We start from the raw sequence: 25,917 nt of genomic DNA on the forward strand, positions 1-25,917 counted from the left end.
TAGCGGGACTTCCACTCCGCGCGGCTGTTCCCCCGGCGGAACGGGTCAGGCGGCGGCGACCAGCGGGCCGAGCGGACGGTGCGGGCTCACCGCGCGCCCGTCCGGGAGGAGTTCACCGGTGTCGTCGAAGAGGATGGTGCCGTTGCACAGCAGGTGCCAGCCCTGCTCGGGGTGGGACGACACGATGACCGCGGCGTGGTGGTCCGCGCTGTCGGCGGTGGGGCACGCGGGCTGGTGGCTGCACATGAAGGCTCTCCAGGTCTGGTCGGGGCGCTGCTCCTGTTTTCCGTCGGCCTGCCCCCTCAGTGGTAGCCGACTTCTTTCTCCTCCGTATGTGGAGACCCGCACAGCCCGGAAAATTCACCGGTGAGGTCGGTTTCGTATCCTGGACACCATGCAAGATCACATAGCCGGTGCCGCCGACCTGCGCGGCGACTGCGCGAGCTGTTTCGGATTGTGCTGCGTCGCCCTGCCGTTCGCGGCCTCGGCGGACTTCGCGCGTGACAAGCCGGCCGGTACCCCCTGTGCCAACCTCCAGGAGGACCACCGCTGCGGCATCCACGCCCGGCTGCGGCAGCGGGGATACAACGGCTGCACGGTCTACGACTGCTTCGGCGCCGGGCAGAAGGTCTCCCAGGTCACCTTCGGCGGCCAGGACTGGCGTACGGGCCCCCGTGAGCGGGCCCGCGAGATGTTCGACCTGTTCCCGGTGGTCCGGCAGTTGCACGAACTGCTCTGGTACCTCACCGAGGCCCTCACCCTGCCCGCGGCCCGCCCGGTCCACGCCGACCTGCGCCGCATGCTGGAGCGGACGGAGGCACTCACGCGCCGGACCCCGGCCGAGCTCGCCGCGCTGGACGTCCCCGCGCACCGGCAGGAGGTCAACGTCCTGTTGCTGCGGACCAGCGAACTGGTCCGCGCGGGCACCCGGGGCAAGAAGAAGGACCGTCGGGGCGCCGATCTCGTGGGCGCCCGCCTCAAGGGCGCCGACCTGCGCGACGCCAACCTGCGCGGCGCTTGTCTCATCGCCGCCGACCTCACCGGTGCCGACCTGCGCGGCGCGGACCTGATCGGCGCCGACCTGCGCGACACCGACCTCACCGACGCCGATCTGACCGGCGCCTTCTTCCTGACCCAGCCGCAGCTGAACGCGGCCCGGGGCAGCGCGGGCACCCGGCTGCCGGGGTCCCTGACGCGCCCGGGCCACTGGACGGGCCCCTGAGCCGGACTCCGGAGCCGCCCCGCACCAGGTTCAGCCACCGCCCCCGCGCACCGGGCACCCCGACTCCGAGGCCACCGCCCCCTCCCCGGCCCCCGGCGCGGGTACCGGCGCGGACACCTGTCGGCGGGACAGGTGCAGCCGCAACCCCTCCGGCATCAGCGTCAGCCGTTCCGTCACCCGGAGCCGGTAGGCCGGATCGGCCCGGAACTCGTAGCGGCGCAGCAGCAGGCCGAGGACCAGGGTGGCCTCGTGCAGGGCGAACTGCCGGCCGATGCAGGCCCGCGCGCCGGTCCCGAACGGCTTGAAGGTGTGCGGGGCACGGGTGCGGACCGCCTTGGGGTCGAAGCGGTCCGGGTCGAAGCGCTCGGCGTCGGCGCCCCACACCTCGGGGTCGCGGTGCAGCATCGGGGTGAGGACCAGCGTCCACGCGCCCCGCCGCATCGGGTGCTCCCCGGCGAGCACCGTGTCCTCGGTCGCCTCCCGGGCGAAGGCGGGCGCCGTCGGCCACAGCCGCAGCGATTCGTCCAGCACCCGGCGCACATAGCGCAGCTTGGCCACCTGGTCGTAGCCCGGCACCGGCGCGTCGCCCCAGACCCGGTCCACCTCCGCACGCGCGCGTGCCGCGATGTCGGGGTGCCGGGCGAGGTAGTGCAGGGCGAAGGAGAGCGCGCCCGAGGTCGTCTCGTGGCCGGCCACCAGGAAGGTGATGACCTGGCGGCGGACGTTCTGCGCGGACAGCCGTTCCCCGGTCCCGGGACGGGCCGTCTCCAGCATCCGGTCGAGGAGATCGCCGTGCCCGCCGTTGCCGCGGCCCTCGCGCCGGACCCGGACCAGCTCGTCGACCGTGCGGTTCAGACACGCGATGTCGGCCTCGTTGCGCCGCGCGGCCTTGCGCAACAGCCATGGCCAGGGCACCGAGTTCAGCCGCTGCGCGTAGGTGAGCGTGCCGACCATCGCGGTGATGAAGGGATGCGGGCGGTCCCGCTCGAAGGAACCGAAGTCATGACCGAACCCGGTCCGCGCGATCGTCTCCAGGGTCAGCTTGGTCATGTCCCCGGGCACGTCGACCGCGCGCCCCGCGGCGAGTTCGCGGTCCCAGTGGTCCGTGAGCCGCTCGGCCACGGCCAGCATCATCGGGTGGTAGCCCTCCATCGCCTCCCGGCTGAAGCCCGGCGCCAGCACGTCGTGGGCCAGCTGCCAGTTCGGCTCGTGGTTGTACGCCGTGAACAGGCCGTCGCCGGCGACGGGCCGCAGGTTGGCGACGCCGAGGCCGACGTGCTTGGCGAAGCGGGTCTCGTCGGCGAGGTCGGCCGCGAGCCGGCCGCCCCCGACGAACACGAACTCCCGGTCGAAGGCCTTGCGCCGGAAGATCGGCCCCAGCATGCGGCCGAACCGGAGGGAGTCCTGGAGCGGGGTGGCCCGGTCGACCCCGAGCACGTCCCCCAGCAGGGGGAGGCGGCGCGGCGGGTGCGGGATGCGGTGCAGCTCGGGCCAGCCCTGCTCGGCGCTGCGGAACCCCTTCGGCAGTCCGTCCGCGGGCATCGTCTCCGCCATGCCGCCATCTCCCTTGCTCCACCTGCGAGTTGCGCGTGTTGTACGTGGGTTCAATAGCGTGCCCAGTCTGATCCCGTTGTTGAACCGACGTCAAGTAAAGTGCGGGCATGGCCGCCGAGCAGGGAGCACGCACACGCCGTCGACTCAGCACCGGGGAGCGCCGTGAGCAACTCCTCGCCGTCGGCGCTCGGCTGTTCTCGGAGAGCCCGTACGACGATGTGTGGATCGAGCGCGTCGCCGAGATCGCCGGGGTCTCGCGCGGGCTGCTGTACCACTACTTCCCGACCAAGCGGGACTTCTTCGCGGCGGTCGTCGAGCGTGAGAGCGCCCGGATGCTGCGGATGACCGCGGCCGTCCCCGGGGTCCCGGTGCGCGAGCAACTGGCCGCCGGGCTGGACACGTTCTTGGAGTACGTGGAGGTCCACGCGCACGGTTTCCGTGCCTTCCACCGGGCCGACGCGGCGGGGGACCAGGCCGTGCGCGAGGTCTACCGGCGTTCGCTCGCCGCGCAGGAACGCCAGATCCTCGCGGCGCTGGCCGCGGACCCGGAGTTCGGTGCCGTCTCCGAGGCGCGGCCCGACGTCGAACTGGCCGTACGCGGCTGGCTGGCCTTCACCACCGCGGTCTGCCTGGAGTGGCTGCGCGGATCAGGGCACACGCGCGAGCAGGTGCGCGACCTGTGCACCCGGGCTCTGTGGGGCGTCATCGCCCCCTGAGCGCGCCCGCATCGAAAGCTCCGCAAGAGACCGTACGCACCCGCAATAGATGGGGGTGATGGTTGGCGTACACTCGGATCTCCGATAGGTTAGGCAAGGCTTACCTAAGGAGGTCTGGGATGGGTGCTGGGACGGTTGACAGCCAGGGCTGGGCGGCCGCGCCTGCCGCGGCGGAGCAGGCGCGCTCGCTGCTCGCCACCGCGTGGTCCTGCGCGGTGACCGCGGACGGCGGACGCGAGGAGTTCGTCGGCGCGCACACCGTGACCGGCGACGGCCGGGTGCTGCTGGACGTGCCGGAGGACAGTGCCCTGCTCGCGGCCGCGATCTGCGCGCCCCGCGGGGAGCCGTCCGCCGTACTGGAGTTCGCGGACGTCTCGCCGGTCCCCGTGCGCCACCGTGTCCGCGCCCGGCTCTGGCTCGCCGGCTGGTTCGTCCCCGAGGACGGCAAACTGGCGTTCCAGGCCACCCGCGTGGTGCTGCGCCGGGCGTCGGGTGCCGTAGTCGTCGACCTCGACGAGTACGCCGCCGCCGTACCCGACCCGCTGGCCACCGCCGAGGCGCGGCTGCTGACCCACCTCGCCGACTGCCACGCCGACGCGGTCGAGCGGCTCACCCGGCTCGTGGAGCCCGACAGCCTGCACGGAGCGGTGAAGGTCCAGCCGGTCGCCGTCGACCGCCACGGACTGACCCTGCGGATCGAGCGCACCCGCGCCCACGGCGACGTACGCCTGCCCTTCCACCGGCCGGCCGACGACGTCGCGCAGCTCACCGAGCGGATGCACGTCCTGCTCGGGCAGGCGGCTGCCGCGGCCTGCCCGCGTGCCCTACAGCGGCAGCGCGCAGACGGCGACGGGTGAGGCGAACGGCTCGCCCGCGCGCCGCAGTCGGCCGCTGTCCGGGTCGACGTGGAACACGCTCACGGTGCTGGAGCGCTGGTTCGCCGCGAACAGCAGGGCCCCGTCCGGCGAGAAGGCGATCTGCCGGGGGAAGTCCCCGTCCACCGGCACGGTGTCGAGCAGCCGGAGCCGGGCGCCGGACGCTTCCACCGCGTACCGGGTGAGGCTGTTGTCGCCGCGGTTGGCGAGATAGGCGAACGCTCCGTTCGACGTCACCAGCAGCTGCGCGGGGTAGTTGGTGCCCGACCCCGTGCCCGTGGGCCGGGTCTCACCGATGGTGAGGCGGCCGGTCCGTGCGTCGTAGGCGCACACGGCGACGGTGTTGTCGAGCTCGTCGGCCAGGTAGGCGTACCGGCCCCCGGGGTGGAAGGTCAGATGGCGCGGTCCGGCGCCCGGCCGGGTCCGCGCCCGCGCGACCTCGGTCAGCTTCCCGGTCCGCTCGTCGAGCCGGTAGCTGTAGACGGTGTCGGTCCCCAGGTCCACCGCGAGCACATGGCCGCCGTCGGGACTCGTGACGATCTGGTGGGCGTGCGGACCGTCCTGACCGGGGCCCGGGGCGGGAGTGGAGTGGGTGACGAGGTCGGCGCGCTCGCCGATCGCCCCCGAGGCGTCGAGGGGGTGCACGGCCACGCTGCCGGAGCCGTAGTGGGCGCTCAGCAGCCACCGCCCGCCCGGATGCACCGACAGATGGCAGGGTGCGGCGCCGCCGGTGGCGCGGCTGCCCAGCACCTCGCGGTCGGAGAGCCGTACGGCGGTCACGGCGCCCTGGTCCCGCTCGTTGACCGCGTAGAGCGTGTCACCGTTCGGATGCAGGGCGAGGTACGAGGGGTCGCGGACGCCCTCGATCGTCTTCGCCCCCTTCACCTCGCCGGTCACCGGGTCGTACGTCGCGACGCCGATGCCCGAGCCGCCGCCCTCGACGGAGGTGTACGTGCCGAGGTACAGGGGGCGGGGGCCGGCCGGTGTCGCTGACGCGCCCGGAGTGCTCGCCCGCGGGGCGCGGGCGGCCGGGGTCGTCGCGGGTGCCGACGCCCGGGGGCCGGGCGTGTCGCCGCAGCCCGCCGCCGCGACCGCCGTCCCCGCGAGGGCGCCGACGAATCGACGCCTGCTCCAGTCGCCCCTGCCCATGCACACACCTCGAGTGGTCGGTTGCCTCGGCCGCCCCCACCCTGACGCGGACCACCCCGCCCGTGCAAACGGCCGCACAGGTCACGCTCGACCGGACAGGGGCCGCGTCACCTGGGACGACGGGCGAGAGCGGGACGGCGGCTCCTGCGCAGCCGTTCCTGCACGCGGGTCAACCGCGGCATCCGCTCGCGCTGCTCCCGTGAGGTGCGGTCCAGCTCCTCCAGGAGCCGGCGCGAGCGATGCTCGGTGTCCAGCTCGTCCAGGATCCGGTTGACCTCGGTCAGCACGGCGCCGTGCAACTGCCACTGGCGGACGTCGCGCTGGACCTCCTCCAGGAGCAGCTGGGCGAGCTTGTCGCGGGTGGCCGAGGCCTGCCGCAGCTGGGAGGCGAGCCGTTCCTCGGCGGACTCGGCGCTCAGTGTGACGTCCGTGGTGACCAGGACCGCGAAGCTCACCACCGCGTCGGCGATCTCCGACAGCAACTGCTCCACGGCGGCGCCCGCCTGCGGCGCGAACAACGGCTCGGACTCGCGTTCCTTGGCGAGGTCGGTCAGGGTGCGCGCGAGCACCCGCAGCACGACCGTGCAGATCTCCAGCGTGTCCAGACCGGTCCGCAGCACCACCCGGTGCAGCAGGCCCTCCTTCACGCGCGGGTTGAGTCGCAGGCTGTCCTCGGCCTGCTTCAGGGCCCCGTCCACCTCGACGATGTCGTGGTCCAGACGGCGCGCCTCGTACAGCCGCTCGGTGGCGCGCTCGACGGGCGTGCGGCCCGCGGCCTCCTCGCCCATGCTCAGCATCAGCTGGCGTACCCGGCGCGCCAGCCCCTCGATCGACTCGCCCGCCTCGTCCACCCACACCGGCGGCGCGAGCAGCAGGTTGCAGGCGAGCCCGACGACCGCGCCGATCAGCGTCTCCAGCACCCGCGCCCAGGCGGTGTCGCCGACGGTGGTGACGCCGAGGACCAGCATCGCGCTGATCGCCACCTCGGGGACGTACTCGTCGACCCTGACCAGACGCCCGACCGCCAGCGCGGCCAGGATCAGCAGGCCGAGACTCCACCAGGTCAGGCCGACCAGCAGGCTGAAGGCGATGGCGACGAGGACGCCGGTCACCACGGCGTTGACCCGGCGGATGCCGTTGGTGAGCGTGGCGTAGAGGGTGACCTGGACGACCAGGAGCGCGGTCAGGGGCGCGGTGAGCGGGGCCGCCTCGGGACTGAGCCGGAGCGCGATGACGTAGGCGACCGTCGCCGCGGCCGCCGACCGCAGCGTCTGCACGACCACCGGGTCCCGGCGCCGTTTCACCCAGCGCATCAGGAACGCCGTCCACTCACGTACATCTCGCATCCTCAGGCTGTCCCTCTTCCACAGTCGCATCTTTTTCAAGCATTGCGGACCGTAACTGTCCGCAATACCGCCTAAATTGTTAGCACAAACCCGTCGACGGCATGTGGGGAGAGCAGTGATGGCGGACACCCGGGGGCTCGAGGTTCTGATGGCGGCGCACGGCTATGTGCGCGAGGTGGTGGCGGCGGTCCCGCCGTCGGCGTGGGGCGCGCCGACGCCGTGTTCCGAGTGGACCGCGCGGCAGGTTCTCAATCATGCCCGCATCGACCAGCAGGGATACGGCCTGGCGATCACCGGTGGCCGTCCGGACTCCGACCCCTTCGACCCGGCCGACGCGCTCGCGGCTGACCCGTCGGCGGAGCTGGAGGAGGTGCTGCGCATGGTCGAGGGCGCGTACCGGGCCCTGCCCGCCGACGCGACCGAGGTGCCGACACCGCTCGGGCCGCTCCCGCCGCACCTCGCCGCCGGGGCGGCGGCCATGGACGCGGCCGTGCACGCCTGGGACATCGCCGTGGCGACCGGCCAGGACCGGCCGCTGACGGAGGAGCTCGCCGAGGGGATCTGGCCGGTCGCGGAACACCTGGTGGACCACCTCCGCGACTCCTACCGGGTGTTCGCACCGGCTCTCGAGGTGCCGGCCGGCTCCGGCAGGGCCGACGCGCTGCTCGCCTTCCTGGGCCGCGACCCGCAGTGGCGGCCGGGGGCCTCGCGCACGGTGTGACCGAGGGCGCCCGGACGCCGCCGTTCCCGGGGGCAGGTCCGGGCACCCCGCGCGGGTCGCGGCGGGCGCCTACCGGGTGCCTGCCGGGCCCGTGCTGCCGCCCGCCGAGGCGCGCGCCGCCCGTGAGCGGCCGGAGCGGCGCGTGAACCGCGGCAAGAGCGTGCTCGCCGCGGACCGGCTCACGCGTCCAGCTTGTCGAGGAAGGCGGACAGGTTGCCCGTGGTCCGTGCGACCTGCTCCGCCACGCTGAGACTCTCCTCGATCCGCAGCGTGCTCTGGGGGCTCTTCTTGCCGCGGACGTAGAGCGAGCAGGCCAGGTCGGTGCAGATGTACAGGCCGACCGAGTTGCCCTCGCGCCCCGCCGCACCGGCCTTGCGGGCCGTCATCAGCGAGACACCGCCTCCCGGATGCGTCGTCAGGCACAGCGAGCACATGCTGCGGTGCAGGAAGCCGCGGTGCGCGGAGGTCAGGCGCATCGACAGCCCGACGAGCCGCCCTCGATGCTCGGTGACGAGATACGTCCGGTCGGGTGCTCCGGGATCTCGCCAGCCGAAGAAGTCCAGGTCGTCCCACGGACGTTCGTCGAGGTCGTGCGGTACGGCCACCCGCTTGGCCTCGCCCTTCGAGCAGTTGACGAAGGACGCGCGGATGTCGCGCTCGGTGAGTGATCTCATGGGAACCTCCTGGGGGCGCCATGCTACAGCCGAAAGCTGAAGGTGAAAAAACTAGTGCCTCTAGGTTCGAGAGGGTAGGTGGCTCCCGGGGCGAGGGGCCAGCGAATTTCGTCCACGGGGCGGAGGGCGGTCAGGCCCGCCTTCAGCGGGCCCCGCGGGATGCCGGCACCGCGTCGCCGCCGAGGTCCGGGACCTGCTCGTCGCCGGGTCCGGGCGTACGTCCCGCGGCGACGGGGCGCGGACGGCGCCGGGTGCGCCGGGTGCGCGGAGTGCGGACGGCGCCGGGTGCCCGGGGTGCGTTCCGTACCCTGTACCGGAAGCACACGGCGGACGCCGACGCGGCGACCGCCGAGAAGCGGCGCGACGCCCTGATCGCGGAGGGCCGGTGCGTCGAGGACGTGCACGCGGCCGGCTGACCGGAGCGCGGCGCAGGGGAGGGGTGGGCGTACGGTGGTGGACTCCTGGGCGAGGGCCCGGCACATCCTGGAGGAGGCGGGCCTGCCCCCCGAACGCCTCACCCGTGTGCGCCCGTTGACCGGCGGCACCTACAACACGGTCGAGGAACTCGTCCTCGACGACGGCACCCGGCATGTGCTGAAGGTGCCGCCCGCGCCGAGCGTCCCCGGGCTGCGGCACGAGCGCCGACTCCTCGTGTCCGAGGCGGAGTTCTACCGCGGCGCCGCCGAGGCCGAGGTGCCGGCGCCCCGGGTCGTCGTCCTCGGGCGGGACCTGCTGATGACGGCCGTCCCCGGAGACCCGTGGGACGGCCGGTTCACGGGCTCCGAACAGGCCCGTCTGCGCGAGGAGTTGGGCCGCCAGGTGGCTCGGCTGCACCGCGTGCGGGGGACCGCGTTCGGCTACCCCTCCGGTGCCCTCGGCCCGCTCGTCCCCGACTGGCGGACCGCGTTCACCGGGATGCTCGACGCGGTCCTGGACGACGCCCGCGACTACGGCGCCCAACTGCCCCGCCCCGTCGACGAGGTGGCCGCCGCCCTTGCGCCCGGCCACTTCGCGCTGGAGGAGGTGACCGTCCCGCGCCTCGTCCACTTCGACCTGTGGAACGGCAACATCCTGGTGGAACGCGTGGCGGGACAGCCCCGGATCGGCGGACTGATCGACGGCGAGCGCATGTTCTGGGGCGACCCCCTCGCCGACTTCGTCTCCCTCGCGCTGCTCGGCGACATCAGGACCGACGAGGCGTTCCTCGCCGGATACCGGCGAGCGGGCGGCCGGGCGGACTTCGACGTCCCGGCCCGGCTGCGCTACGCGCTCTACCGCGCCTACCTCTACCTGATCATGCTCACCGAGACCGTCCCGCGCGAGATGGACGAGGAGCAGCGCCGGTGGCGACAGGAAGCGGTTGCGCCGCAGTTGGAGGCCGCGCTGGCCGAGATCGCGGAACTCTCATAGTTCACATCGTGAATTAAGGGCTTTGGAAAGTGTCCCCGCGGGGGTATGTTGCAGGTCGGACAGGGTTCGAAGGGGGCCATATGGCGGGGCGGAACGGGCGCACGGTGCGGGATCTGCGGCGGGCCAACCGTACGGCCGTGCTGCAAAGGCTGTACTTCGACGGCCCTCTCAGCCGCTTCGAGCTCGGCCCGGCGACCGGCCTCAGCTCCGGATCTGTCAGCAACGTCGTCGCCGACCTGGTCGCCGACGGCCTGCTGGAGGAGGCCGGCAGCGTCGACTCCGACGGCGGCCGGCCGCGCACCCTGCTGAGAGTGGCGCCCGGCAGCGGACACATGATCGGCGTGGACGTCGGCGAGACCCGGGTGCGCGTCGAGCTGTTCGACCTGACCCTCACCGAACTCGCCCGCGCGGAACGCCCGTTGACCGAGCGCCGGTACGACGTCGAGGGCATCGTCGAGCACATCCGCGACGGGGTCGCCGAGGTGCTCGCCGCCTCCGGTACCGCTCCCGAGAAGCTCCTCGGCGTCGGCATCGGCGTCCCCGGCATCGTCGAGCACACCCCGGACCGGGGCGCCGTGGTCCACGGGCAGACCATCGGCTGGGACGCCGTCCCGCTGGAGGCCCTGCTCCGCTCCAGCTCCCCGCTGCCGGACACCGTCCGCTACTTCATCGACAACGGCGCCAAGACCCTCGGCCAGGCCGAGATGTGGTTCGGCGGCGGCCGCGGGGCGCACAACGCGGTCGTCGTCCTCTTCGGCTCCGGCGTCGGCGCCTGCCTGGTCACGCCCGAGGTGGAGAACGGCCGGGCGGTCGAATGGGGGCATCTGACGGTACGGGTCCGGGGGCGCCGCTGCCGCTGCGGTGCGCTCGGCTGCCTGGAGGCGTACGCGGGCGCCGAGTCGCTCCTGGACCGCTGGCGCGAGGCGGGCGGCCGGCCGGCCGAGGGCACCGACGAGGAGACCGCGCTGACCGCGATGCTGGCCGCCGCCTACCCCACCGACGACCGAGCGGCCGACCCGGTGGCGCTGTCCGTGCTGGAGGAGACCGCCGAGTACCTGGGCGCCGGGCTGTCCGACCTGATCAACCTCTTCCAGCCCGAGCGCATCCTCATCGGCGGCTGGGCCGGTCTCCAGCTCGGCACCCGCTTCCTGCCCGCCGTACGCCGCCACGCCGCCTCCTACGCCCTGAGGCACCCCGCCGAGAAGGTCACCATCGACCTCGGCAGGCTCGGCCCCGACGCGGTCACGGTGGGCGCCGCGATCCTGCCCCTGGCCGACTTCTTCGGCCGCGGCGGCCGTCGCCCCGAGCCCGCGCCCGAGGGCCCTCACCCGGCCTGGCGCACGGCCCTGGAGGAGCGGGCCCCGCACTGAGGGTTTCGCCTAGGGGTTTCACCGGTGGGGGCAGAGGTACTCGCGTGTCGCCCGTACGGCTGAGTCCGTACGGCAAGTTCACACGACGAGAAGGGAGGACGCCATGGCCGACCACCACCGCATAGGCCCCGACGGCGAGCCCGTACCGCGGGACATGCCGGACCAGGTGGCAGGTGAGGGCGAGGACCCCTGGGAGGCGACTCCCGACGAGGCCGCCGCCGACCAGGGCGACGCCGACAACGGTGACGCGGAGAAGGACCAGTCCGACACCGACGTCCCCGACACCGACGAGGCGGGCACCGGCCGCCAGGGCGCCCCGCGCTCAGGGAACGTCCAGTCCGAGCACCCGGTGCCGGACGAGCCCACCGGCTGACCGTCCCGGCGCGGACGCCGGTGCCGTCCTCGGACGGCACCGGCGTCGTGCTGTCAGCCCACCTTGCGCCCCCGCAGGGGTTCCGTGTCGGCCCCGGCGCCCTGCTGGAGGCCCTTCAGGAACTCCTCCAGCACCTCATGGGCCGTGTGGTCCGGCCGCCAGCGCAACTCCGTGCGGGCACGGGTGCAGTCCATGAGCGGCAGCCGCAGCACCGCGTCGAAGAGATGCGGCGAGGCGGGCAGCAGATGCAGCCCCCAGGCGGCGGCGACCGCCGAGCGGACCGCGCCGCGGGGCATCCGGACCCGGCGGGCGCCCAGCGTCTCACCGAGGAGTTCGGCGTCGACCGGCGGTTCGGCCGCCAGGTTGAAGGCTCCGCGCACATCGGAGTGGATCGCGAGCCGGTACGCCTTCGCCGCGTCGTCCGTGTGCAGTGCCTGCACCCGCAGCCCCGGGATGTCGGGCAGGAACGGCAGCAGCTCCGGGCGGGCCAGCGAGCCCGGCAGGAACCGGCCGCCGAAGATCCGGCGCTGCTCGCTCGCCGACTCCCGCTTGAACAGGAACGCCGGCCGCATCCGCACCACCCGCACCTCGGGATGGTCCCGCTCGAACGTGTCCAGGGCCCGTTCCAGATACGCCTTCTCCCGGCAGTACGCGGCGTCCGGCCAGCCGTGCGTCGGCCACGACTCGTCCACGGCCGCGTCCTTCGGGCCCGGCGAGTACGCGCCGACCGACGAGGCGTGCACCAGCGCCGGCACCCCGGCCGCCGCCACCGCCTCGAACACCCGGATCGAACCGAGGACGTTCGTCCGCCAGGTCGTCGCCGGGTCGTGCGTCGGCTGGAACGCCCAGGCCAGATGCACCACCGCGTCCGCGCCCGCGAACTCCTTCGCCAGATCGGTCCGCTCGGACGCCAGGTCCACCGCCGACCACTCCGTCTTCCGGGGCGACCAGTCAGGGATCCGCCGCGCCAGCCCCAGCACGGAGTCGACCTCCGGATCCTCCGACAGCAGACGCACCACACTCGTGCCCACGTTGCCGGTCGCGCCCGTCACCACAATCCTGCTCACCTTCGGCTCCTCTCGGGCATGCCGCTTCGACGGGAACGCCCCGAGTACCCGGGCCACGGCATGCGACGCCGCGATTGCGCCCACGGCATGGTTCATACGGTTGACGCATGAGGCCAGGTAGGGTGGATGGGGTGGGACTGTCCTTGGGAGAACGTGTGAGGTCTTCGGTCGCCGCGTTGATGCACGCGACGGGTGAGTCACAGGCGGACGTCGCCGTCGCCCTCGGGGTGAGCCAGGCGCAGGTGAGCCGCCGTCAGTCCGGCAGCGCCGCCTGGAGCCTGGCCGACTGCGACGCGCTCGCCACGCACTTCGGCATCGACGTGCTGGACCTGCTCGCCGGACCTACCCGGGCGTGCGAGACCCTGCCCGCGCGCCGGCGCCGTACCCAGGGATCCGCGGCGGTGACCCGATGACCGGCTTCGAGGCGATCGACGCGCTGCTGGCCGCCGCCCGCCAGGAGGTGCCGTTGCCGCCCGCCGACGTGCGACGCGAACTGCGGGAGGGGCTGCGGCTCTCCCGCGCCCAGGTGGCCCAGGCCCTCGGCGTGAGTCCGTCCACCGTCGGCGGGTGGGAGACGGGACGGGACCCGGCCGGGGAGGTGCGCGAGAAGTACGCGTACTTCCTGGAGGGGGCCCGTACCAAGCTCGCGGCGCAGGCGGCCCTCGACACCCCCGCCGCCGAGGACGACCCCGACGACGCCAGGGAAACGGAGTCCGGGGCCGCCGGTCCCGACGCGGGCGAGTCCGACGAGGTCGAGGCCCTCGCCGCGCCCCGGCCGTGCGTGCTGTGCGGCGCTCCGGCCCACCATCAGGTCGCCGGGTTCCCCCAGCACCTCGACCCGGCCGACTGCGGTACGACGGACTCGGCGGCACCTGATCCGACCGAACACGCCCCCGCGGCGGAGCCGGACCCCGGGCAGGCCGAGGGCGCCCGGCCGACGCCAGCGGAGGCCGGCCGTGCCGAGAGCCCCCGGTCCGCCTCCCCGGAGCGCCACCGTGCCGAGCACGAGGCCGAGGCCCTTCCCGGGCGGGCCGCCGCCGGGCGCCGCGCCCCCGTCCGGACGCGTGCCGACCGTGCCGCCGAGCCCGTGCGGGTCGTCCCGGTCGGCCGTCGTCTCCAGACCGCCGCCACGCAGGAGACCGACCTGATCGGGACCGCGGTGGCCGCGGCCCTGGAGAAGCACGACGGTGATCTGGAGGCGGCGACCGCGGCCCTGGTCAAACGGGCGATCCCGGACGCCATGGCGCTGCTGGACGAGACCCGCAAGGGCGGCCGCTACGACGTCGTGGCGCACCCCTGGATCCCGGACATCCTGCGCAAGCAGACCGCCCGCGGCGCCGACCGGATCTGGGAGGCCCGCCCCAAGTGGGCCCGTGCCGAGCTCCCGCCCGGCGCCCACGAGGTGACCGCCCTCGACATCAACGGCGCGTATCTGTCGGCGCTCAAGACCCACCTGCCGATCGGCCAGTTGGAGCACTCCACCGGCTTCGACCACGACCGCCGCAGGGCCGGCGTCCATCTGATCACCCCGCCCGAGTGGGACCACGAGGACCACCTGCCCAACCCGATCGGCAACCGCGACGAACCCGGCCCCCTCTGGGTCACCGAACCGACCCTGCGCCTGCTGCTGCGCCTGTCGGGTCCGAGGTACGGGCTGTGTGACCCGCCGCAGATCCACGAGTCGTTCACCTCGGGCGCGACCGAGAGCCTGCTGGAGAAGTTCCGTGTCGCGCTGAAGGACGCCCGGGACCGGGCGATCGCCGAGGACGACGAGGTGACGCTGGAGTACGTGAAGGCGATGTACTCCAAGTTCGTCTCCACCATGGGGGAGTCGAACTACAACCGGGAGCTCTACCGCCCCGACTGGATGCACCTGATCCGCTCCCAGGCCTTCGCCAACCTCTGGATGAAGGCGTACAAGGCGCACGAGGAGGGCCTGATGGTCGTCCGCGCCATGGGTACCGACGAGTTGCACGTCGTCGGCGACTGGCGACGGGTCTTCCCCGAGGGCCGGGGCGTGTCCGAGGTGAAGGTCAAGGACACGTACACCGTCGGCGAGGACCTCGACCCCGCTGCCGCGGGCGAGGACGACGACTGACGGTGAGCGTGGTCGTCGAGTTCTTCACGGCACCGGACGACAGGACGGCGGCCCGCGCCCTGCGGACCGGGCCGGAACCCGCGAGCGCGTCGCTCCGCGCGGGGAACTTCGACGTGGAGGAGGCGGTGGTCGAGTGGGAGTGCCTGCTCGCCGGCGGCGACTTCGCGGACCTGGTGGCGGCCGGCGAACCCCGTGCCATCGCCGAGGACGACACGGGGTGTCTGGTGTTCGCGCTCTCGCCGCGGCTGTGCGCCGCGCTCGCCGGGGCCGAGGCGCCCCGGCTCCGTGACCTCGCCCGGTCGTGGGTCGCGCGGCGAGCCGAGGACGGCGAGGTCATCGCCGCGGAGATCGCCCACGGCATCGTGACCGCTCTGGCCGCGCTCGCCGACGCCTCGCAACGCCGGAGGACGGGTGTCTACTGCCGGGTGGCCTGAGGGCGGCCCGCTGCCGGGGAGCGTGCTGGCGGGTGCCGTGCGGGCCGGTTCAGCCCGCGAACGCGTCGACGCCCGTCAGTTCCGCCGACAGCGTCCACAGCCGGGCCGCCTGCTCCGGGTCCGTCGCCCAGTCGCGGACGCCGCCGGACTGGTCGCCGTCGACAGCGGGCTCGGCGATGTCGCAGTCCTCCAGGTAGACGCCGCCGAGACCGTCCAGTTGGGGCGAGGTCGCCGCCCACACCTGGGTGGCCGCGCCCTGCTGCGGGGTCTTGAAGGCCTGCGGGTCGACGAGGTTGCCGTCCTCGTCGATCCAGCCGCGCTCCCGCATCTCGGCCTGGGCGAGGTGGCGTTGCAGCGGGGTGAGGATGCCGCCGGGGTGCAGGGCGAAGGCGCGCACACCGGCGTCCCGGCCGAGCCTGTCCAGGTGGACGGCGAACAGCACGTTGGCGGTCTTGGCCTGTCCGTAGGCCTGCCACTTGTCGTAGCCCCGCTCCCACTGGACGTCGTCCCAGCGCATCCCCGAGAAGTGGTGGGCGCGGGACGAGACCGACACGACACGGGCGCCGCCGGGGGCGATCGCCGGCCACAGCCGGTTGACCAGCGCGAAGTGCCCGAGGTGGTTGGTGGCGAACTGCGCCTCCCAGCCGGGCCCGACCCGGGTCTCGGGGCAGGCCATGATCCCCGCGTTGTCGATCATGAAGTCGATCGGGCGGCCACCGGCGAGGAACCGCTCGGCGAAGCCGCGCACGCTGTCGAGGTCGCCGAGGTCCAGTTCGTCCACCTCGACGCCGTCGAGGTCCGCCACGGCCTCCTGGGCCACGGCGACACGGCGAGCCGGTACGACCACCCGGGCGCCCGCCTTGGTGAGCGCACGCGTGGTCTCCAGGCCGAGTCCCGAGTAGCCGCCGGTGACGACGGCGAGCTTCCCGGTGAGGTCGAGGCCGGCGAGGACGTCGTCGGCGGTGCTGCGGGCGTCGAAGCCCGATCCGATCTTGTGCTGTGCAGTGCTCATGTCCAGGAACGCTACGAATTGGAGTGCTCTCGAAGTCAAGCCCGCGCCCGTTCGCCTGCGGATCCCTCGCACCACTGAGCCTCTTCGTGCCGGTCCGGGGCAGAAAAAGAGCCCCGACCGGACGGGGGAATCACGGTCGGGGCGGTCCTGAGGTGGGTGCGGACGGCGGTCGCCTCTCGGCGAAAGGCTCCACAGGACTTCAGCCGAACGATCGTCCCTGTGGGCAAAAGGTGAGGCCCGGGGACACTGTCCCGTCCGCACCCACGTGTGGTTCAACGGGGAACCACTTCTCCGTGTTCCCCGTCCTGTCGCGTTATGACGTGAGCTGCGTCACCGCTCGGACGCCAGCCGCGCGAACGGACTGTCCGCGAGGGACGCGAGCAGTTGTGCCGGATCGTCATAGATCGCCTCGGCGCCCGCCTCCACGAGGTCGGCGCGCGGGATGCCGCCGCACAGCACGCCCACGCAGCGCACCCCGGCCCGGCTGCCCGCCTTCATGTCCCACACGGTGTCGCCGACGAACACCGCCCGCTCGGCCGGCACGCCCGCCAGTTCCAGGGCGTGCTCGACGGGTTCCGGGGCGGGCTTGCCCTCGGAGACGTCGTCGGCGCTCGCGGTGGCGGTGATGGCGTCGTCCGCGTCGATCGCGCGGCGCAGCGCGGACAGTTCCGCGCCGCCCGCCGAGGTCGCCAGGACCACCGTCCAGCCCTGGCCGTCCAGGCGCCGCAGCAGCCGCCCGGCGTCCCGCAGCGCGGGCAGCCGGTCGAAGTACTGGCCGTACAGGGTCGTGTGGGCGGCGCTCAGTTCCGCGGCCTCCTCCTTGGCCCGTTCCTCGCCGATCAGGTGGGCGACGAGATCCTCCGAGCCGAGCCCCACGGCGCGGTGGACGGCGTGCATCGGGACCTGGTGACCCGCTTGGCGCAACGCCTCCCACCAGGTCGTCACATGGAGGTGATTGGTGTCGACCAGGGTTCCGTCGACGTCGAACACGGCCGCGCGTTCCATGGGCCCGTCCTCCTCGTTCACCGGTGCGTCGCAGTGCGTGTACCACGTCAGGAGCCGATCACTCCGGACGGCACCCGCCCCTCCCTCGTCCAGTCCAGCAGCTGGTCCAGGGTCCAGGTCGTGACCACGCGCTCGGCGGGCACCCCGCACTCCTCGGCCCGGGCGCAGCCGAGGATCTGCCAGTCGAGCTGGCCGGGCGCGTGCGCGTCGGTGTCGACGGAGAACAGGGTGCCCGCCGCCACGGCCCTGCGCAGCAGCCGGCGGGGCGGGTCGAGCCGCTCGGGCCGGCTGTTGATCTCCACGGCCGTGCCGGACTCGGCGCAGGCGGCGAACACCTCGTCGGCGTCGAACTGCGATTCGGGCCGCCCGCGGCCGGTGACCAGTCGTCCGGTGCAGTGCCCGAGGATGTCGGCGTGCGGGTTGCGCACGGCGGCCACCATGCGGCGGGTCATCGAGCGGGCGTCCATGCGCAGCTTGGAGTGCACGGAGACGACCACGACGTCGAGCCGTTCGAGGAGTTCCTCCTCCTGGTCGAGCGAGCCGTCGTCGAGGATGTCGCACTCGATGCCGGTGAGCAGCCGGAAGGGAGCCCAGGTGGTGTTCAGCTCCGCCACCACGTCCAGCTGCTCGCGCAGCCGTTCGGGGGACAGGCCGCGGGCCACGGTCAGCCGGGGGGAGTGGTCGGTCAGGACCGTCCACTCGTGGCCGAGCTCCGCCGCGGTGCGCCCCATCTCCTCGATCGGGCTGCCCCCGTCGGACCAGTCGGAGTGCACGTGGCAGTCGCCGCGCAGCAGTGCCCGCAGCTGCTGCCCGCCCTCGACGGGCGGTCCGGCGGGGGCCTCGCGCTCCAGCTTCTCCAGATAGCCGGGGACCTCTCCGGCCAGGGCCTCCAGCACCACGTTCGCCGTCTTCGGGCCGACCCCCTTGAGCGACTCCAGCGTCCCGGCCTCCGCGCGTTCGCGCACCTCCTCCGCGGGCAGTGCCGACAGCACCCGGGCGGCCGTACGGAAGGCGCGCACGCGGTACGTCGGTGCCAGGGACCGCTCCAGCAGGAAAGCGATCCGGTCCAGTGCCTGCACGGGGTCCATCGCCACCTCCTCCTCCAGGGTTCCCCCGCCGGGCGGGGCTCGCACGGCGAGCAGAGAAGGTGGTTTGCCCTCTCGTGTCCCTCTTGCGCAATGCGCTCTACGCTCTATTGCATGACCGAAAGCGCGAGCCCGTACATCTCCCGTCCGCGGATCATGGTGCTCGGGGTGCAGCCCGCGACACCGCCCTTCCGGATCGTGGAGATCGACGGAGAAGTGGTCGGTGAGGCGAGAGACCTCACCGACGTCCTGGCGGCCGCCGCCGCGTGGGGCATCACGATCCACGACCTCGACGACCCGGACGTGGTGCGCTGGGTCGGCGGGGACAAGTTCACCTGGACCCGGCACTAGACCCGTCCCGGCGGGGCGCGCGGGACCCTTCGGCCGGTGCCGAAGCGTCCGGTTCCTAGGCTCCCCCCATGGAAGGTCTCGGAGAGCTGTTCGCCGTCCTGGCCGCGGGCCTGGGCGCCGGCGCCGTCAACGCCGCCGTCGGATCGGGAACGCTGATCAGCTTTCCGGTGCTGCTCGCGGTCGGACTGCCGCCGGTCACCGCCACGGTCTCCAACGCGCTCGGCCTGATCCCCGGCTCGATCGGCGCGGCGATCGGCTACCGGCGCGAACTGGCGGGCCAGCGCGGACGTGTCCTGACCTGGGGCGCCGGCGCGGTCGTCGGTGCCCTGACCGGCGCCATGCTCCTGCTGGTGCTGCCCGCCAAGGCGTTCGAGGCGATCGTGCCGGTCCTGGTGGGCCTCGCGCTCGTCCTGGTCGTCCTCCAGCCCCTGATCGCCCGGAGGCTGCGCGCACGCCGGGCCCGCACGGGCCGTCGCGTGCCCGCCGACGGCGGCCCGCCGCTCCTGGTCGGCCTGACGCTGGCCAGCGTCTACGGCGGCTACTTCTCCGCCGCCCAGGGGATCATCTACGTGGCTCTGATGGGCCTGCGCCTCGACGACGACCTCCAGCGCCTGAACGCCGTCAAGAACGTCCTGGTCGCCGTCGTGAACACGGTCGCCGTGCTGTTCTTCCTCGTCGTCGCCGACTTCGACTGGACGGCGGTCGCGCTGCTCGCGGCCGGTTCCGCGGTGGGTGGCCGGGCCGGAGCCGCGACAGGCCGCCGTCTCCACCCGGCGGTCCTGCGCGGACTCGTCGTCGTGGCGGGTACGGCGGCCATCGTGCAGTTGGCGGTCCGCTGACCTCAGCGGTGCACCGCCCGGCTCAGCCGGCGCCCGATCAGGAGGTAGCCGATCAGCGCCCCGGTGGTGTTGAGGATGACGTCGTCGATGTCGAAGGCCCGCCCGGTGATCAGCGCCCCTTGCGCGAACTCCACCAGCAGCATCACCACGGCCGTCAGCAGGAGCACCCGCAGGAGACCGCGGGTCCGCGGCGCCAGCACCGGGACCAGGATGCCGAAGGGGATGCCCAGCACCACGTTGCCGCCGACCTGCTTGACGGCGTCCCGCAGTTCGGGCTGGTCGAGGTAGGCGCGCAGGGAGCGCCCCGGATGCAGATTGGTGTGGGTCAGTGCCTCCGACGCGGGCGAGGGCTCCAGGGTGAGCCGGGCCAGCACGACGGCGAAGGCCACCATGAAGGCGAACGCCACCGTCATCCCGAACAGTCGGCGCAGAAAGGCCAGCGGGCCGCGCTTCTTCTCCGGAGCGGCCCCGGACCCGTCGGCCCTGGACGGGTCCGGCTCGGTCTTCGGGGGGTCGGGATCGGGCGGACCGGACTTGGTGGCGCGCAGGCGAAACGCCGCACGTGGACGTAGGGCTGCACGGTCCATGCGGTCCTCCAGTCGTTAACTTCCTTGAGTCGTACGCCGGTTACCCGCGAACCGGCCGAGAATGCGGCCGCGCCCCCGGCGGGCCGGGGGCACACTCCGGTCAGGTCCCGAACGTGACGCTCACCTCCTTGAAGCCCAGGGAGCGCAGCAGGCCTTCGAGCATGTCGGTGGTGTTGGCCTCGGCACGCTTGGTCAGCCCGCTGTCCTTGGCCGCGTCGCCGATGTGCTTCACCGCGAGCTTCTGCACGGCCTGTTCGCCGTTGGGGTTGTCGGAGAACAGGTCGCCCAGCCGGTCGAGCAGACCGCGCTGCTTGGACACCGCGTAGGAGCGTTCGGCGTCCAGGGCGGGCTTGCCGAGCCGCGCGTGCGGCAGGTGCAGCGTGGCGGTCGTACGGTCCTCGTTGACCGTCACGTCGTCCTCGCCGACCTTGCCGAGGTCGACATACGCGTCGACGGTGCCGGCCCCGACGTACAGGGTGCGGGTGCCGCGGATCGCGTCGGGCAGGTACTCGGCGTCCTTCTCCAGGTCGACCACGACCTGGAAATTGCCGGAAGCGGCGTCGTAGCGGCTGAGGTCCTGGATGGACTGCAGGAGTGCGGGACCCGAGCGGTCGTGGGTCTCGGTGCCGAACAGGTCCTTGAGCCCCGGGAGCAGGCTCAGCCGGATGCCGGCGAAGAACACGACGAGCACCAGTACGACGGCGCTCACCAACTTCGCCCAGCCGGGCATGCGCTTGGACACGCGCCTGATGGGAGTCGTCATGCGACGGCCCTCCTTCCTTCCGTTCGCATGCCCTCCAAAGCCCCTGTCAGACCGGAGCGTTGGCCGATTGCCACCGCTGACGGAGGTACGGACGGCGCACTAGCGTGGACTGCCTCAGAGAACCGGCGCTTCTGGAGAACCGGATGAGTCCAGACAGCACGTCCCGGCCCCTTCGCCCCATGCACCGCATCAGCCTCCCCGAGCACGGCCCGCCCCGGCTCGGCACCCTCGCGACCGGCACCCCGGTGTGGCTCGTGACCCGGTACGCCGAGGTGCGGCAGGTTCTCATGGACCCCCGGTTCGACCGGAGTTCGCTGCACGCGCCGAACGCCCCGCCGCTGCTCGTCGTACCGAACCTGCTGGACGACCCCAATGGCCTGATCAACCAGGACGGCCCCGCCCACCAGATGTTGCGCGGCACCGTGCAGCGGGCGTTCACCCCCCGGGCCGTCGCCCGCTGGCGGCCCTGGGTCGGTTCGGTGGTCGCCGCGCTCCTGGACGACTTCGCCGCGCGCCCGCGGCCGGCCGACATCGTCGAGGGGTTCACCCGGCCCCTGCCCGTGTCGGTGATCTGCCGGCTGATGGGGCTCGACCACGTGGACCGCGAGCGGATCAGGCACTGGGCGGACCACGCCCTGTCCGGCGGTGCGCACCCGGCGGAGCAGGTGGTCACGGCGATGACGGAGTTCGGCGCGTTCGCCGCCGAGCTGGTCGCCGAGCGGCGCAAGGAGCCGGGCGAGGACCTGGTGAGCGGACTGGTCGCGGCCGGCGGCGAACTGGGCATCGACGAAAGGCGGTTGATCACCCTGGTCTGCGGGCTGGTGGTGGCCGGACACGAGACCACCATGACCGCGCTCGGCAACGCCGTCGTCTACCTCCTCACCGACGGCCGGGACGACTGGCCGCTGCTCGCCCGCGACGAGGACTCCGCCGCGGTCGCGGCCGAACAGCTGCTGCGCACCGTCCCGCTCAGCGAGGGCAGGGTGCTGCCCGGTCTGATCCGGCGCGCGGTCGAGGACGTCGAGGTCGGCGGGGTGCTGATCCCCGCGGGCAGCGTGGTCGCCCTCCAGACCAACGCGGCGGGCCGCGACCCCGACGTGTTCCCGCCGGGCCCGCCCGACCTGTCCGCGCCCCTTCCCGCGCCGAGCATCACCTTCGGCGCCGGGCCCCACCACTGCCTCGGCGCCTGGCTCGCCCGACTGGAGCTCGAACTCGCCCTGCACCAGCTCGCCGTCCGCCTGCCCGGACTGCGGGCCGAGTTCACGCCGGAGACGATCGAATGGCGGGTGGGCCAGATGACCCGCAGCCCCCTGCACCTGCCGGTGTCCTGGTGACAACACGCCCTGGCCGAGCCGGAGTTCACGACGTCCACGCGGCGCGAGCCCGTGCGCGCGGTCCCTTGCTCGGCGGTGGGCCCTCGCCCGCGCCGGGTCGGTGACTCACGGTGATCATCGGGCCCCCGCTCCCGCCGGTCCCGGCGCCGGGACCGCGCCGAGACGGCGGTGGCTGCCCGGTGGGCGCGGCGACCGGGTTCGCGGTCAGTAGCATGAGGCCGCAGCCCGAGATGATCATCCAAGGAGCGGATCGTGCGAGACATCGCCGTGTTCAGTGGCAGTGCCCACCCTGAGCTGGCGGCGGAGGTCTGCGCGCATCTCGGCGTGCCCCTCAGCCCGACCAGGCTCAGCCGGTTCGCCAACGACTGTCTGGAGGTGCAGCTTCAGGCGAACTGCCGGGAGCGGGACGTCTTCCTCGTCCAGCCGCTGGTCAAGCCGGTCCAGGAGCACCTCGTGGAGCTGCTGCTGATGTGCGACGCGGCCCGCGGCGCCTCCGCCCAGCGGATCACCGTCGTCATGCCGCACTACTCCTACGCCCGCTCCGACAAGAAGGACGCCCCGCGCATCTCGCTGGGCGGACGGCTCGTCGCCGACCTGATGGTGGCGGCCGGCGCGAGCCGGGTCCTCGCCATGACGCTGCACTCGCCGCAGGTGCACGGCTTCTTCTCGGTGCCCGTCGACCATCTGCACGCGCTGCGCGAACTCGCCGCGCACTTCCAGCAGTACGACCTGTCCCGGACCACCGTCGTCTCCCCGGACCTCGGCAACGCCAAGGAGGCCGCCGCGTTCGCCCGGCTCATCGGTGCGCAGGTGGCCGCCGGTGCCAAGCAGCGGTTCGCCGACGACCGGGTCAGCATCAGCGATGTCATCGGCGAGGTCACCGACCGCGATGTGATCGTGCTGGATGACGAGATCGCCAAGGGCAGCACCGTCCTCGAACTCCTGGACCGCCTCAGGGAGCTGAGGCCGCGCTCGATCCGGGTCGCCTGTACGCACGGACTGTTCGCGGCCGGCGCGCTCAAGCGGATCGGGGAGCAGCCCGACGTCCTGGAGATCGTCTGCACCAACACCGTGCCGGTGAGCGAGGAGGAGCGCACCGACAAGCTGCGGATCCTGTCCATCGCCCCGGCGCTCGCCGAGGCCGTGCGGCGCATCCACAACGGTGAGTCCGTCAGCGCCCTGTTCGACGCGCCGCCGCACGCGTAGGCAGGGAGCTCAGCCGGCATCGACGAGCAGGAGGGTCGGTGGGTCACAGCGAGCCGGACGTGGCCTCGGACTGCCCCAGGACCGCGTCCAGTGTCGCGTGCGCGGGCAGCAGCCGGTTCAGTCCGGTGACCCGCATGATGCGCAGGGCGAGAGGGTCGACGCAGACCAGGTGCAACTGTCCGCCGCGGTCGAGCACCCGGCTGCGGGCGCGGTACAGCAGGCGCAGCCCGGAGCAGTCGAAGAACTCGACCTGCCGCAGGTCGATCACCACACGGGAGCCGTGCTGCCCGGTCACCCGGTCCAGATACGGGACGATCTCCAGCGCCGCCGCGATGTCGATCTCGCCGCGGAACTCCAGCACCGTGTGACCCCGGTCCTGGTGTATCCGCAGATGTCGACTGGGCGGCGCGGTTTTCTGCTGCACGACGACATCGCCTCCAACCAGCTCAGCAGACGGCGGCTTCGCAGGTCACCGGGGGCTGGGGTGACGTCGTGCGGCGAGATTACGAGCGCGGCCGTTTCCTCGGGGCCCCAGTGAGCGCAAAAACGTTCCTCGCTCTGCAAGTTACCCTCGTTGGAGTGAAGTTGAGCATGTTCGATTGACATATGTCTCTGAATTACGGGCCCGTGTCGTGACGGGTGTCCGGGCCGGTCTCAGGACAGGGCGTGCCAGGCCCGGGACAGCGCCTGGCGGAACTGCTCCGTCTGGTGGGCCGTGAGGTCCCGGACCATCCGCTCCTCCAGTTCGCGGACCGGCCCCGCGCACTGCGCGAGCAGCTCCCGGCCGGCGTCGGTCAACAGGATCAGCAGCTCGCGGCGATTGCGCGGATTGCGCTCCCGGCGCACCAGGCCCCGGTTCTCCAGTGACCGCAGGAGATCGGCGATGGACTGGGCGGTGACGAAGGAGTCGCGGGCCAGCTGGGCCGCCGAGAGTCCGTCGTGCCGCTCCAGGACCGTCAGGGCCGTGTACTGCAACGCCGTGATCCCGGACGGCCTGACCAGCTCGTCCAGGCGGGAACGGACGACGAGTTCGACTTGTTTGACCATGTAGAGCAGTGACGGGGGCGCCTTGGTCGCCTGGGAGTCGAGCATGGGTTCAGCGTAGAGCATTGACAGGAATCCTGTCCGTAATGACACTTCGGACCAACAGGAATCCTGTTACTTGAAATCTTGGCGATGGAGCTGAGGAGTGGCGATGACCCCCTTCGAGATCGAACCCGGACGGCTCTTCATCGGGGGCCAGTGGCGCGAGGCTGCCGACGGGGCGCGCACCGAGGTGGTCGACCCGTCCCGGGGCACTGTCGTGACCACGGTCGCGGAGGCCGGCGCCGCCGACGTGGACGCGGCCGTCACGGCGGCACGGTACGCCTTCGACGACGGCTCCTGGTCCGCGCTGAGCGGCCGGGAGCGCGGCCGGGTCCTGCACCGCGTCGCCGAGCTGATCCGCGAGAACGCCGAGGACATCGCCCGGCTGGAGAGCCTCGACGTCGGCAAGCCGATCACGCTGGCGCACGCCGTGGACGTGACGAACGCGGCCAACGACTACGAGCACTTCGCCGCCCTCGCCCACACCCTGCACGGGGCGAACCGCGACACCCCCCTGAACGCCCTCGCCTACACCCGGCGCGAGCCCCTCGGAGTGGTCGCCGCGATCACGCCCTTCAACTTCCCGCTGATCCTCGCCGGTTCGAAGATCGCCCCGGCGCTCGCGGCGGGCAACACGGTCGTGCACAAACCCGCCGACGAGACCCCGCTCAGCGCGCTGTACATGGCCAGGCTGTTCCAGCGGGCGGGCGTCCCCGACGGCGTGGTCAACGTCGTCACCGGCGCCGGCCCGGTCGCGGGCGAGGCGCTGCTGCGGCACACCGGCGTCGACAAGATCGCCTTCACCGGCTCCACCGCGGTCGGCCGGCGCGCCGCGAGCGTCGCCGGCGAGGCCCTCACGCCGGTCACCATGGAACTCGGCGGCAACGCGGCCCACATCGTCTTCGAGGACGCCGACCTGGAGAAGGCCGTCGGGGCGATCATCAAGGCCTTCGTCTTCAACTCCGGCCAGTTCTGCATGGGCGGCCCGCGCCTGCTGGTGGCCCGCTCGGTCCACGCCACCCTGCTGGGCATCCTGCAACAGGCCGTGCCCGGCGTGCCGCTCGGCGACCCGCGACGGCCGGAGACCGTCGTCGGACCGATGGCGGGGGAGAAGCACCTGAAGAAGGTCGAGGAGTACGTCGAACTGGCCCGCAAGGAGGGCGGCCGTATCGTCTGCGGCGGCGAACGGCTCGACCTGGACGGCGGCTACTACTACAAGCCCACCGTCATCGCCGACCTGCCGAACGACTCCCGGGTGATCCAGGAGGAGATCTTCGGCCCGGTCCTGACCGTGCAGCCCTTCGACTCCGAGGAGGAGGCGATCCGGCTCGCCAACTCCACGCCGTACGGCCTGGCTTCGGGCGTCCAGACGAGCAACCTGGCCCGCGCCCACCGCATCGCCGACAAGCTCCAGGCGGGCATCGTCTGGGTCAACGACTGGGCGATGCTCGACCCCGCCGTGCCCTTCGGCGGTGTCAAGGACTCCGGGTTCGGCCGCGAGTACGGCCCCGAGGCCCTCGCCTCCTACACCAGGACCAAGTCCGTCGTCGTCTCGCTCGACTGACCGCACCCCGCCCCGGCTCGGCCGAACGCGCCCGAAAGCGAAGCCGAACGCGCCTACAAGCAAAGGAAGTTCCCGC

General features: G+C 72.7%; 29 protein-coding genes. 16 read left to right on the forward strand and 13 right to left on the reverse strand.

From position 1 onward, the window contains the following. Nucleotides 1-45: 45 nt before the first annotated feature. On the reverse strand, nucleotides 46-246 hold the full coding sequence (locus ACH41F_RS13735) for a DUF5999 family protein (protein ID WP_391238480.1): 201 nt from the start codon (nucleotides 244-246) through the stop codon (nucleotides 46-48). Nucleotides 247-394: 148 nt separating this feature from the next. Here ACH41F_RS13735 and ACH41F_RS13740 point away from each other — a divergent pair, with 148 nt between their 5' ends. Further along, nucleotides 395-1,222, forward strand: coding sequence for a pentapeptide repeat-containing protein (locus ACH41F_RS13740; protein WP_398835262.1), 828 nt, complete (start codon nucleotides 395-397; stop codon nucleotides 1,220-1,222). Nucleotides 1,223-1,252: 30 nt separating this feature from the next. Here the strand turns inward: ACH41F_RS13740 and ACH41F_RS13745 are convergent, their stop codons facing one another. Continuing rightward, the gene (locus ACH41F_RS13745; RefSeq protein WP_398835265.1) at nucleotides 1,253-2,776 is read right to left on the reverse strand and encodes a cytochrome P450; all 1,524 of its coding nucleotides are present in this window, start codon (nucleotides 2,774-2,776) and stop codon (nucleotides 1,253-1,255) included. A 107-nt stretch (nucleotides 2,777-2,883) separates the two neighbouring features. Here ACH41F_RS13745 and ACH41F_RS13750 point away from each other — a divergent pair, with 107 nt between their 5' ends. Both ACH41F_RS13750 and ACH41F_RS13755 read left to right on the forward strand, forming a co-directional pair. Continuing rightward, the gene (locus ACH41F_RS13750) at nucleotides 2,884-3,492 is read left to right on the forward strand and encodes a TetR family transcriptional regulator (RefSeq protein WP_391238471.1); all 609 of its coding nucleotides are present in this window, start codon (nucleotides 2,884-2,886) and stop codon (nucleotides 3,490-3,492) included. 119 nt (nucleotides 3,493-3,611) lie between these two features. Further along, on the forward strand, nucleotides 3,612-4,349 hold the full coding sequence (locus ACH41F_RS13755) for a DUF2470 domain-containing protein (RefSeq protein ID WP_391238469.1): 738 nt from the start codon (nucleotides 3,612-3,614) through the stop codon (nucleotides 4,347-4,349). Here the strand turns inward: ACH41F_RS13755 and ACH41F_RS13760 are convergent. Next, a complete protein-coding gene (locus ACH41F_RS13760) occupies nucleotides 4,317-5,516 on the reverse strand; it encodes a beta-propeller fold lactonase family protein (RefSeq protein ID WP_391238466.1) in 1,200 nt (399 codons plus the stop codon). The genes ACH41F_RS13755 and ACH41F_RS13760 overlap by 33 nt on opposite strands. A gap of 107 nt (nucleotides 5,517-5,623) precedes the next feature. Continuing rightward, nucleotides 5,624-6,862: an aromatic acid exporter family protein gene (locus ACH41F_RS13765; RefSeq protein WP_398835269.1), complete on the reverse strand. Its 1,239-nt coding sequence runs from the start codon at nucleotides 6,860-6,862 to the stop codon at nucleotides 5,624-5,626. Between the two features lie 118 nt (nucleotides 6,863-6,980). Here ACH41F_RS13765 and ACH41F_RS13770 point away from each other — a divergent pair, with 118 nt between their 5' ends. Further along, a complete protein-coding gene (locus tag ACH41F_RS13770) occupies nucleotides 6,981-7,583 on the forward strand; it encodes a TIGR03086 family metal-binding protein (RefSeq protein ID WP_398835271.1) in 603 nt (200 codons plus the stop codon). 179 nt (nucleotides 7,584-7,762) lie between these two features. Here the strand turns inward: ACH41F_RS13770 and ACH41F_RS13775 are convergent, their stop codons facing one another. Further along, complete coding sequence (locus tag ACH41F_RS13775) at nucleotides 7,763-8,257, reverse strand: FBP domain-containing protein (protein ID WP_391238457.1); 495 nt, start codon at nucleotides 8,255-8,257, stop codon at nucleotides 7,763-7,765. Nucleotides 8,258-8,517: 260 nt separating this feature from the next. Here ACH41F_RS13775 and ACH41F_RS13780 point away from each other — a divergent pair, with 260 nt between their 5' ends. The 4 genes from ACH41F_RS13780 (at nucleotide 8,518) to ACH41F_RS13795 (ending at nucleotide 11,410) form a co-directional block, all read left to right on the forward strand. Beyond that, a complete protein-coding gene (locus ACH41F_RS13780) occupies nucleotides 8,518-8,673 on the forward strand; it encodes a hypothetical protein (RefSeq protein WP_398835274.1) in 156 nt (51 codons plus the stop codon). 34 nt (nucleotides 8,674-8,707) lie between these two features. Next, nucleotides 8,708-9,667, forward strand: a complete 960-nt coding sequence (locus ACH41F_RS13785; protein WP_398835276.1) for a phosphotransferase family protein — start codon at nucleotides 8,708-8,710, stop codon at nucleotides 9,665-9,667. Nucleotides 9,668-9,747: 80 nt separating this feature from the next. Then, complete coding sequence (locus ACH41F_RS13790) at nucleotides 9,748-11,037, forward strand: ROK family protein (protein WP_398835279.1); 1,290 nt, start codon at nucleotides 9,748-9,750, stop codon at nucleotides 11,035-11,037. Nucleotides 11,038-11,140: 103 nt separating this feature from the next. Continuing rightward, nucleotides 11,141-11,410: a hypothetical protein gene (locus ACH41F_RS13795; RefSeq protein ID WP_391238449.1), complete on the forward strand. Its 270-nt coding sequence runs from the start codon at nucleotides 11,141-11,143 to the stop codon at nucleotides 11,408-11,410. A 53-nt stretch (nucleotides 11,411-11,463) separates the two neighbouring features. Here ACH41F_RS13795 and ACH41F_RS13800 read toward each other — a convergent pair whose 3' ends face one another. Further along, nucleotides 11,464-12,477 carry an SDR family oxidoreductase gene (locus tag ACH41F_RS13800; RefSeq protein ID WP_398835283.1) on the reverse strand — a complete coding sequence of 338 codons (1,014 nt, stop codon included), beginning with the start codon at nucleotides 12,475-12,477 and terminating at the stop codon, nucleotides 11,464-11,466. Between the two features lie 107 nt (nucleotides 12,478-12,584). Between ACH41F_RS13800 and ACH41F_RS13805 the strand changes: the two genes are divergently transcribed. From ACH41F_RS13805 to ACH41F_RS13815, 3 genes are read left to right on the forward strand one after another with little or no spacing between them, the layout of a single operon-like run. After that, entirely contained in the window at nucleotides 12,585-12,890 is a 306-nt protein-coding gene (locus ACH41F_RS13805; protein WP_398835286.1) for a helix-turn-helix domain-containing protein, read from the forward strand. Beyond that, nucleotides 12,887-14,575: a helix-turn-helix domain-containing protein gene (locus ACH41F_RS13810; protein ID WP_398835289.1), complete on the forward strand. Its 1,689-nt coding sequence runs from the start codon at nucleotides 12,887-12,889 to the stop codon at nucleotides 14,573-14,575. The genes ACH41F_RS13805 and ACH41F_RS13810 overlap by 4 nt, the downstream gene beginning before the upstream one ends. Nucleotides 14,576-14,577: 2 nt before the next feature. Further along, nucleotides 14,578-15,009 (forward strand): hypothetical protein, encoded by a 432-nt coding sequence (locus ACH41F_RS13815; protein ID WP_391238438.1) that lies wholly within the window; start codon nucleotides 14,578-14,580, stop codon nucleotides 15,007-15,009. Nucleotides 15,010-15,058: 49 nt separating this feature from the next. Here ACH41F_RS13815 and ACH41F_RS13820 read toward each other — a convergent pair whose 3' ends face one another. The 3 genes from ACH41F_RS13820 to ACH41F_RS13830 form a co-directional block, all read right to left on the reverse strand. After that, nucleotides 15,059-16,021 carry an SDR family NAD(P)-dependent oxidoreductase gene (locus tag ACH41F_RS13820; RefSeq protein WP_398835292.1) on the reverse strand — a complete coding sequence of 321 codons (963 nt, stop codon included), beginning with the start codon at nucleotides 16,019-16,021 and terminating at the stop codon, nucleotides 15,059-15,061. Nucleotides 16,022-16,351: 330 nt separating this feature from the next. Then, nucleotides 16,352-17,026: an HAD family hydrolase gene (locus ACH41F_RS13825; RefSeq protein ID WP_398835294.1), complete on the reverse strand. Its 675-nt coding sequence runs from the start codon at nucleotides 17,024-17,026 to the stop codon at nucleotides 16,352-16,354. A 47-nt stretch (nucleotides 17,027-17,073) separates the two neighbouring features. Next, the gene (locus ACH41F_RS13830; RefSeq protein ID WP_391238429.1) at nucleotides 17,074-18,114 is read right to left on the reverse strand and encodes a PHP domain-containing protein; all 1,041 of its coding nucleotides are present in this window, start codon (nucleotides 18,112-18,114) and stop codon (nucleotides 17,074-17,076) included. A 111-nt stretch (nucleotides 18,115-18,225) separates the two neighbouring features. On the opposite strand from ACH41F_RS13830, the gene ACH41F_RS13835 reads away from it, so the two are divergent. Continuing rightward, the gene (locus ACH41F_RS13835) at nucleotides 18,226-18,462 is read left to right on the forward strand and encodes a hypothetical protein (RefSeq protein WP_391238426.1); all 237 of its coding nucleotides are present in this window, start codon (nucleotides 18,226-18,228) and stop codon (nucleotides 18,460-18,462) included. Between the two features lie 68 nt (nucleotides 18,463-18,530). Further along, entirely contained in the window at nucleotides 18,531-19,301 is a 771-nt protein-coding gene (locus tag ACH41F_RS13840) for a sulfite exporter TauE/SafE family protein (protein WP_398835299.1), read from the forward strand. 2 nt (nucleotides 19,302-19,303) lie between these two features. On the opposite strand, the gene ACH41F_RS13845 is transcribed toward ACH41F_RS13840, so the two are convergent. Both ACH41F_RS13845 and ACH41F_RS13850 read right to left on the reverse strand, forming a co-directional pair. Continuing rightward, nucleotides 19,304-19,888: a VanZ family protein gene (locus ACH41F_RS13845; RefSeq protein ID WP_391238421.1), complete on the reverse strand. Its 585-nt coding sequence runs from the start codon at nucleotides 19,886-19,888 to the stop codon at nucleotides 19,304-19,306. 100 nt (nucleotides 19,889-19,988) lie between these two features. Beyond that, the gene (locus ACH41F_RS13850) at nucleotides 19,989-20,651 is read right to left on the reverse strand and encodes a DUF4230 domain-containing protein (RefSeq protein WP_391238419.1); all 663 of its coding nucleotides are present in this window, start codon (nucleotides 20,649-20,651) and stop codon (nucleotides 19,989-19,991) included. A 143-nt stretch (nucleotides 20,652-20,794) separates the two neighbouring features. Here ACH41F_RS13850 and ACH41F_RS13855 point away from each other — a divergent pair, with 143 nt between their 5' ends. Both ACH41F_RS13855 and ACH41F_RS13860 read left to right on the forward strand, forming a co-directional pair. Continuing rightward, nucleotides 20,795-21,985 (forward strand): cytochrome P450, encoded by a 1,191-nt coding sequence (locus tag ACH41F_RS13855; protein WP_391238416.1) that lies wholly within the window; start codon nucleotides 20,795-20,797, stop codon nucleotides 21,983-21,985. Nucleotides 21,986-22,237: 252 nt separating this feature from the next. Next, nucleotides 22,238-23,191: a ribose-phosphate diphosphokinase gene (locus tag ACH41F_RS13860; RefSeq protein ID WP_391238413.1), complete on the forward strand. Its 954-nt coding sequence runs from the start codon at nucleotides 22,238-22,240 to the stop codon at nucleotides 23,189-23,191. 43 nt (nucleotides 23,192-23,234) lie between these two features. On the opposite strand, the gene ACH41F_RS13865 is transcribed toward ACH41F_RS13860, so the two are convergent. Both ACH41F_RS13865 and ACH41F_RS13870 read right to left on the reverse strand, forming a co-directional pair. Beyond that, on the reverse strand, nucleotides 23,235-23,615 hold the full coding sequence (locus ACH41F_RS13865; RefSeq protein ID WP_398835304.1) for an anti-sigma factor antagonist: 381 nt from the start codon (nucleotides 23,613-23,615) through the stop codon (nucleotides 23,235-23,237). A 230-nt stretch (nucleotides 23,616-23,845) separates the two neighbouring features. Beyond that, nucleotides 23,846-24,283 (reverse strand): MarR family transcriptional regulator, encoded by a 438-nt coding sequence (locus ACH41F_RS13870; RefSeq protein ID WP_391238408.1) that lies wholly within the window; start codon nucleotides 24,281-24,283, stop codon nucleotides 23,846-23,848. 103 nt (nucleotides 24,284-24,386) lie between these two features. Here ACH41F_RS13870 and ACH41F_RS13875 point away from each other — a divergent pair, with 103 nt between their 5' ends. Continuing rightward, nucleotides 24,387-25,841 (forward strand): aldehyde dehydrogenase family protein, encoded by a 1,455-nt coding sequence (locus tag ACH41F_RS13875; RefSeq protein WP_398835306.1) that lies wholly within the window; start codon nucleotides 24,387-24,389, stop codon nucleotides 25,839-25,841. The last annotated feature ends 76 nt before the right edge of the window (nucleotides 25,842-25,917 follow it).

Origin of the sequence: Streptomyces sp. NPDC020489, assembly GCF_044386545.1 — a bacterium.
In the GTDB taxonomy this organism is placed as follows: Bacteria; Actinomycetota; Actinomycetes; order Streptomycetales; family Streptomycetaceae; genus Streptomyces.

Bases quoted from the DNA above. Each gene is read 5' to 3' on its own strand.
- ACH41F_RS13735 (WP_391238480.1), bottom strand. From the start codon at position 246: ATGTGCAGCCACCAGCCCGCGTGCCCCACCGCCGACAGCGCGGACCAC.
- ACH41F_RS13740 (WP_398835262.1), top strand. From the start codon at position 395: ATGCAAGATCACATAGCCGGTGCCGCCGACCTGCGCGGCGACTGCGCG.
- ACH41F_RS13745 (WP_398835265.1), bottom strand. From the start codon at position 2,776: ATGGCGGAGACGATGCCCGCGGACGGACTGCCGAAGGGGTTCCGCAGC.
- ACH41F_RS13750 (WP_391238471.1), top strand. From the start codon at position 2,884: ATGGCCGCCGAGCAGGGAGCACGCACACGCCGTCGACTCAGCACCGGG.
- ACH41F_RS13755 (WP_391238469.1), top strand. From the start codon at position 3,612: ATGGGTGCTGGGACGGTTGACAGCCAGGGCTGGGCGGCCGCGCCTGCC.
- ACH41F_RS13760 (WP_391238466.1), bottom strand. From the start codon at position 5,516: ATGGGCAGGGGCGACTGGAGCAGGCGTCGATTCGTCGGCGCCCTCGCG.
- ACH41F_RS13765 (WP_398835269.1), bottom strand. From the start codon at position 6,862: ATGCGAGATGTACGTGAGTGGACGGCGTTCCTGATGCGCTGGGTGAAA.
- ACH41F_RS13770 (WP_398835271.1), top strand. From the start codon at position 6,981: ATGGCGGACACCCGGGGGCTCGAGGTTCTGATGGCGGCGCACGGCTAT.
- ACH41F_RS13775 (WP_391238457.1), bottom strand. From the start codon at position 8,257: ATGAGATCACTCACCGAGCGCGACATCCGCGCGTCCTTCGTCAACTGC.
- ACH41F_RS13790 (WP_398835279.1), top strand. From the start codon at position 9,748: ATGGCGGGGCGGAACGGGCGCACGGTGCGGGATCTGCGGCGGGCCAAC.
- ACH41F_RS13795 (WP_391238449.1), top strand. From the start codon at position 11,141: ATGGCCGACCACCACCGCATAGGCCCCGACGGCGAGCCCGTACCGCGG.
- ACH41F_RS13805 (WP_398835286.1), top strand. From the start codon at position 12,585: ATGAGGCCAGGTAGGGTGGATGGGGTGGGACTGTCCTTGGGAGAACGT.
- ACH41F_RS13810 (WP_398835289.1), top strand. From the start codon at position 12,887: ATGACCGGCTTCGAGGCGATCGACGCGCTGCTGGCCGCCGCCCGCCAG.
- ACH41F_RS13820 (WP_398835292.1), bottom strand. From the start codon at position 16,021: ATGAGCACTGCACAGCACAAGATCGGATCGGGCTTCGACGCCCGCAGC.
- ACH41F_RS13825 (WP_398835294.1), bottom strand. From the start codon at position 17,026: ATGGAACGCGCGGCCGTGTTCGACGTCGACGGAACCCTGGTCGACACC.
- ACH41F_RS13830 (WP_391238429.1), bottom strand. From the start codon at position 18,114: ATGGACCCCGTGCAGGCACTGGACCGGATCGCTTTCCTGCTGGAGCGG.
- ACH41F_RS13835 (WP_391238426.1), top strand. From the start codon at position 18,226: ATGACCGAAAGCGCGAGCCCGTACATCTCCCGTCCGCGGATCATGGTG.
- ACH41F_RS13840 (WP_398835299.1), top strand. From the start codon at position 18,531: ATGGAAGGTCTCGGAGAGCTGTTCGCCGTCCTGGCCGCGGGCCTGGGC.
- ACH41F_RS13845 (WP_391238421.1), bottom strand. From the start codon at position 19,888: ATGGACCGTGCAGCCCTACGTCCACGTGCGGCGTTTCGCCTGCGCGCC.
- ACH41F_RS13850 (WP_391238419.1), bottom strand. From the start codon at position 20,651: ATGACGACTCCCATCAGGCGCGTGTCCAAGCGCATGCCCGGCTGGGCG.
- ACH41F_RS13855 (WP_391238416.1), top strand. From the start codon at position 20,795: ATGAGTCCAGACAGCACGTCCCGGCCCCTTCGCCCCATGCACCGCATC.
- ACH41F_RS13870 (WP_391238408.1), bottom strand. From the start codon at position 24,283: ATGCTCGACTCCCAGGCGACCAAGGCGCCCCCGTCACTGCTCTACATG.
- ACH41F_RS13875 (WP_398835306.1), top strand. From the start codon at position 24,387: ATGACCCCCTTCGAGATCGAACCCGGACGGCTCTTCATCGGGGGCCAG.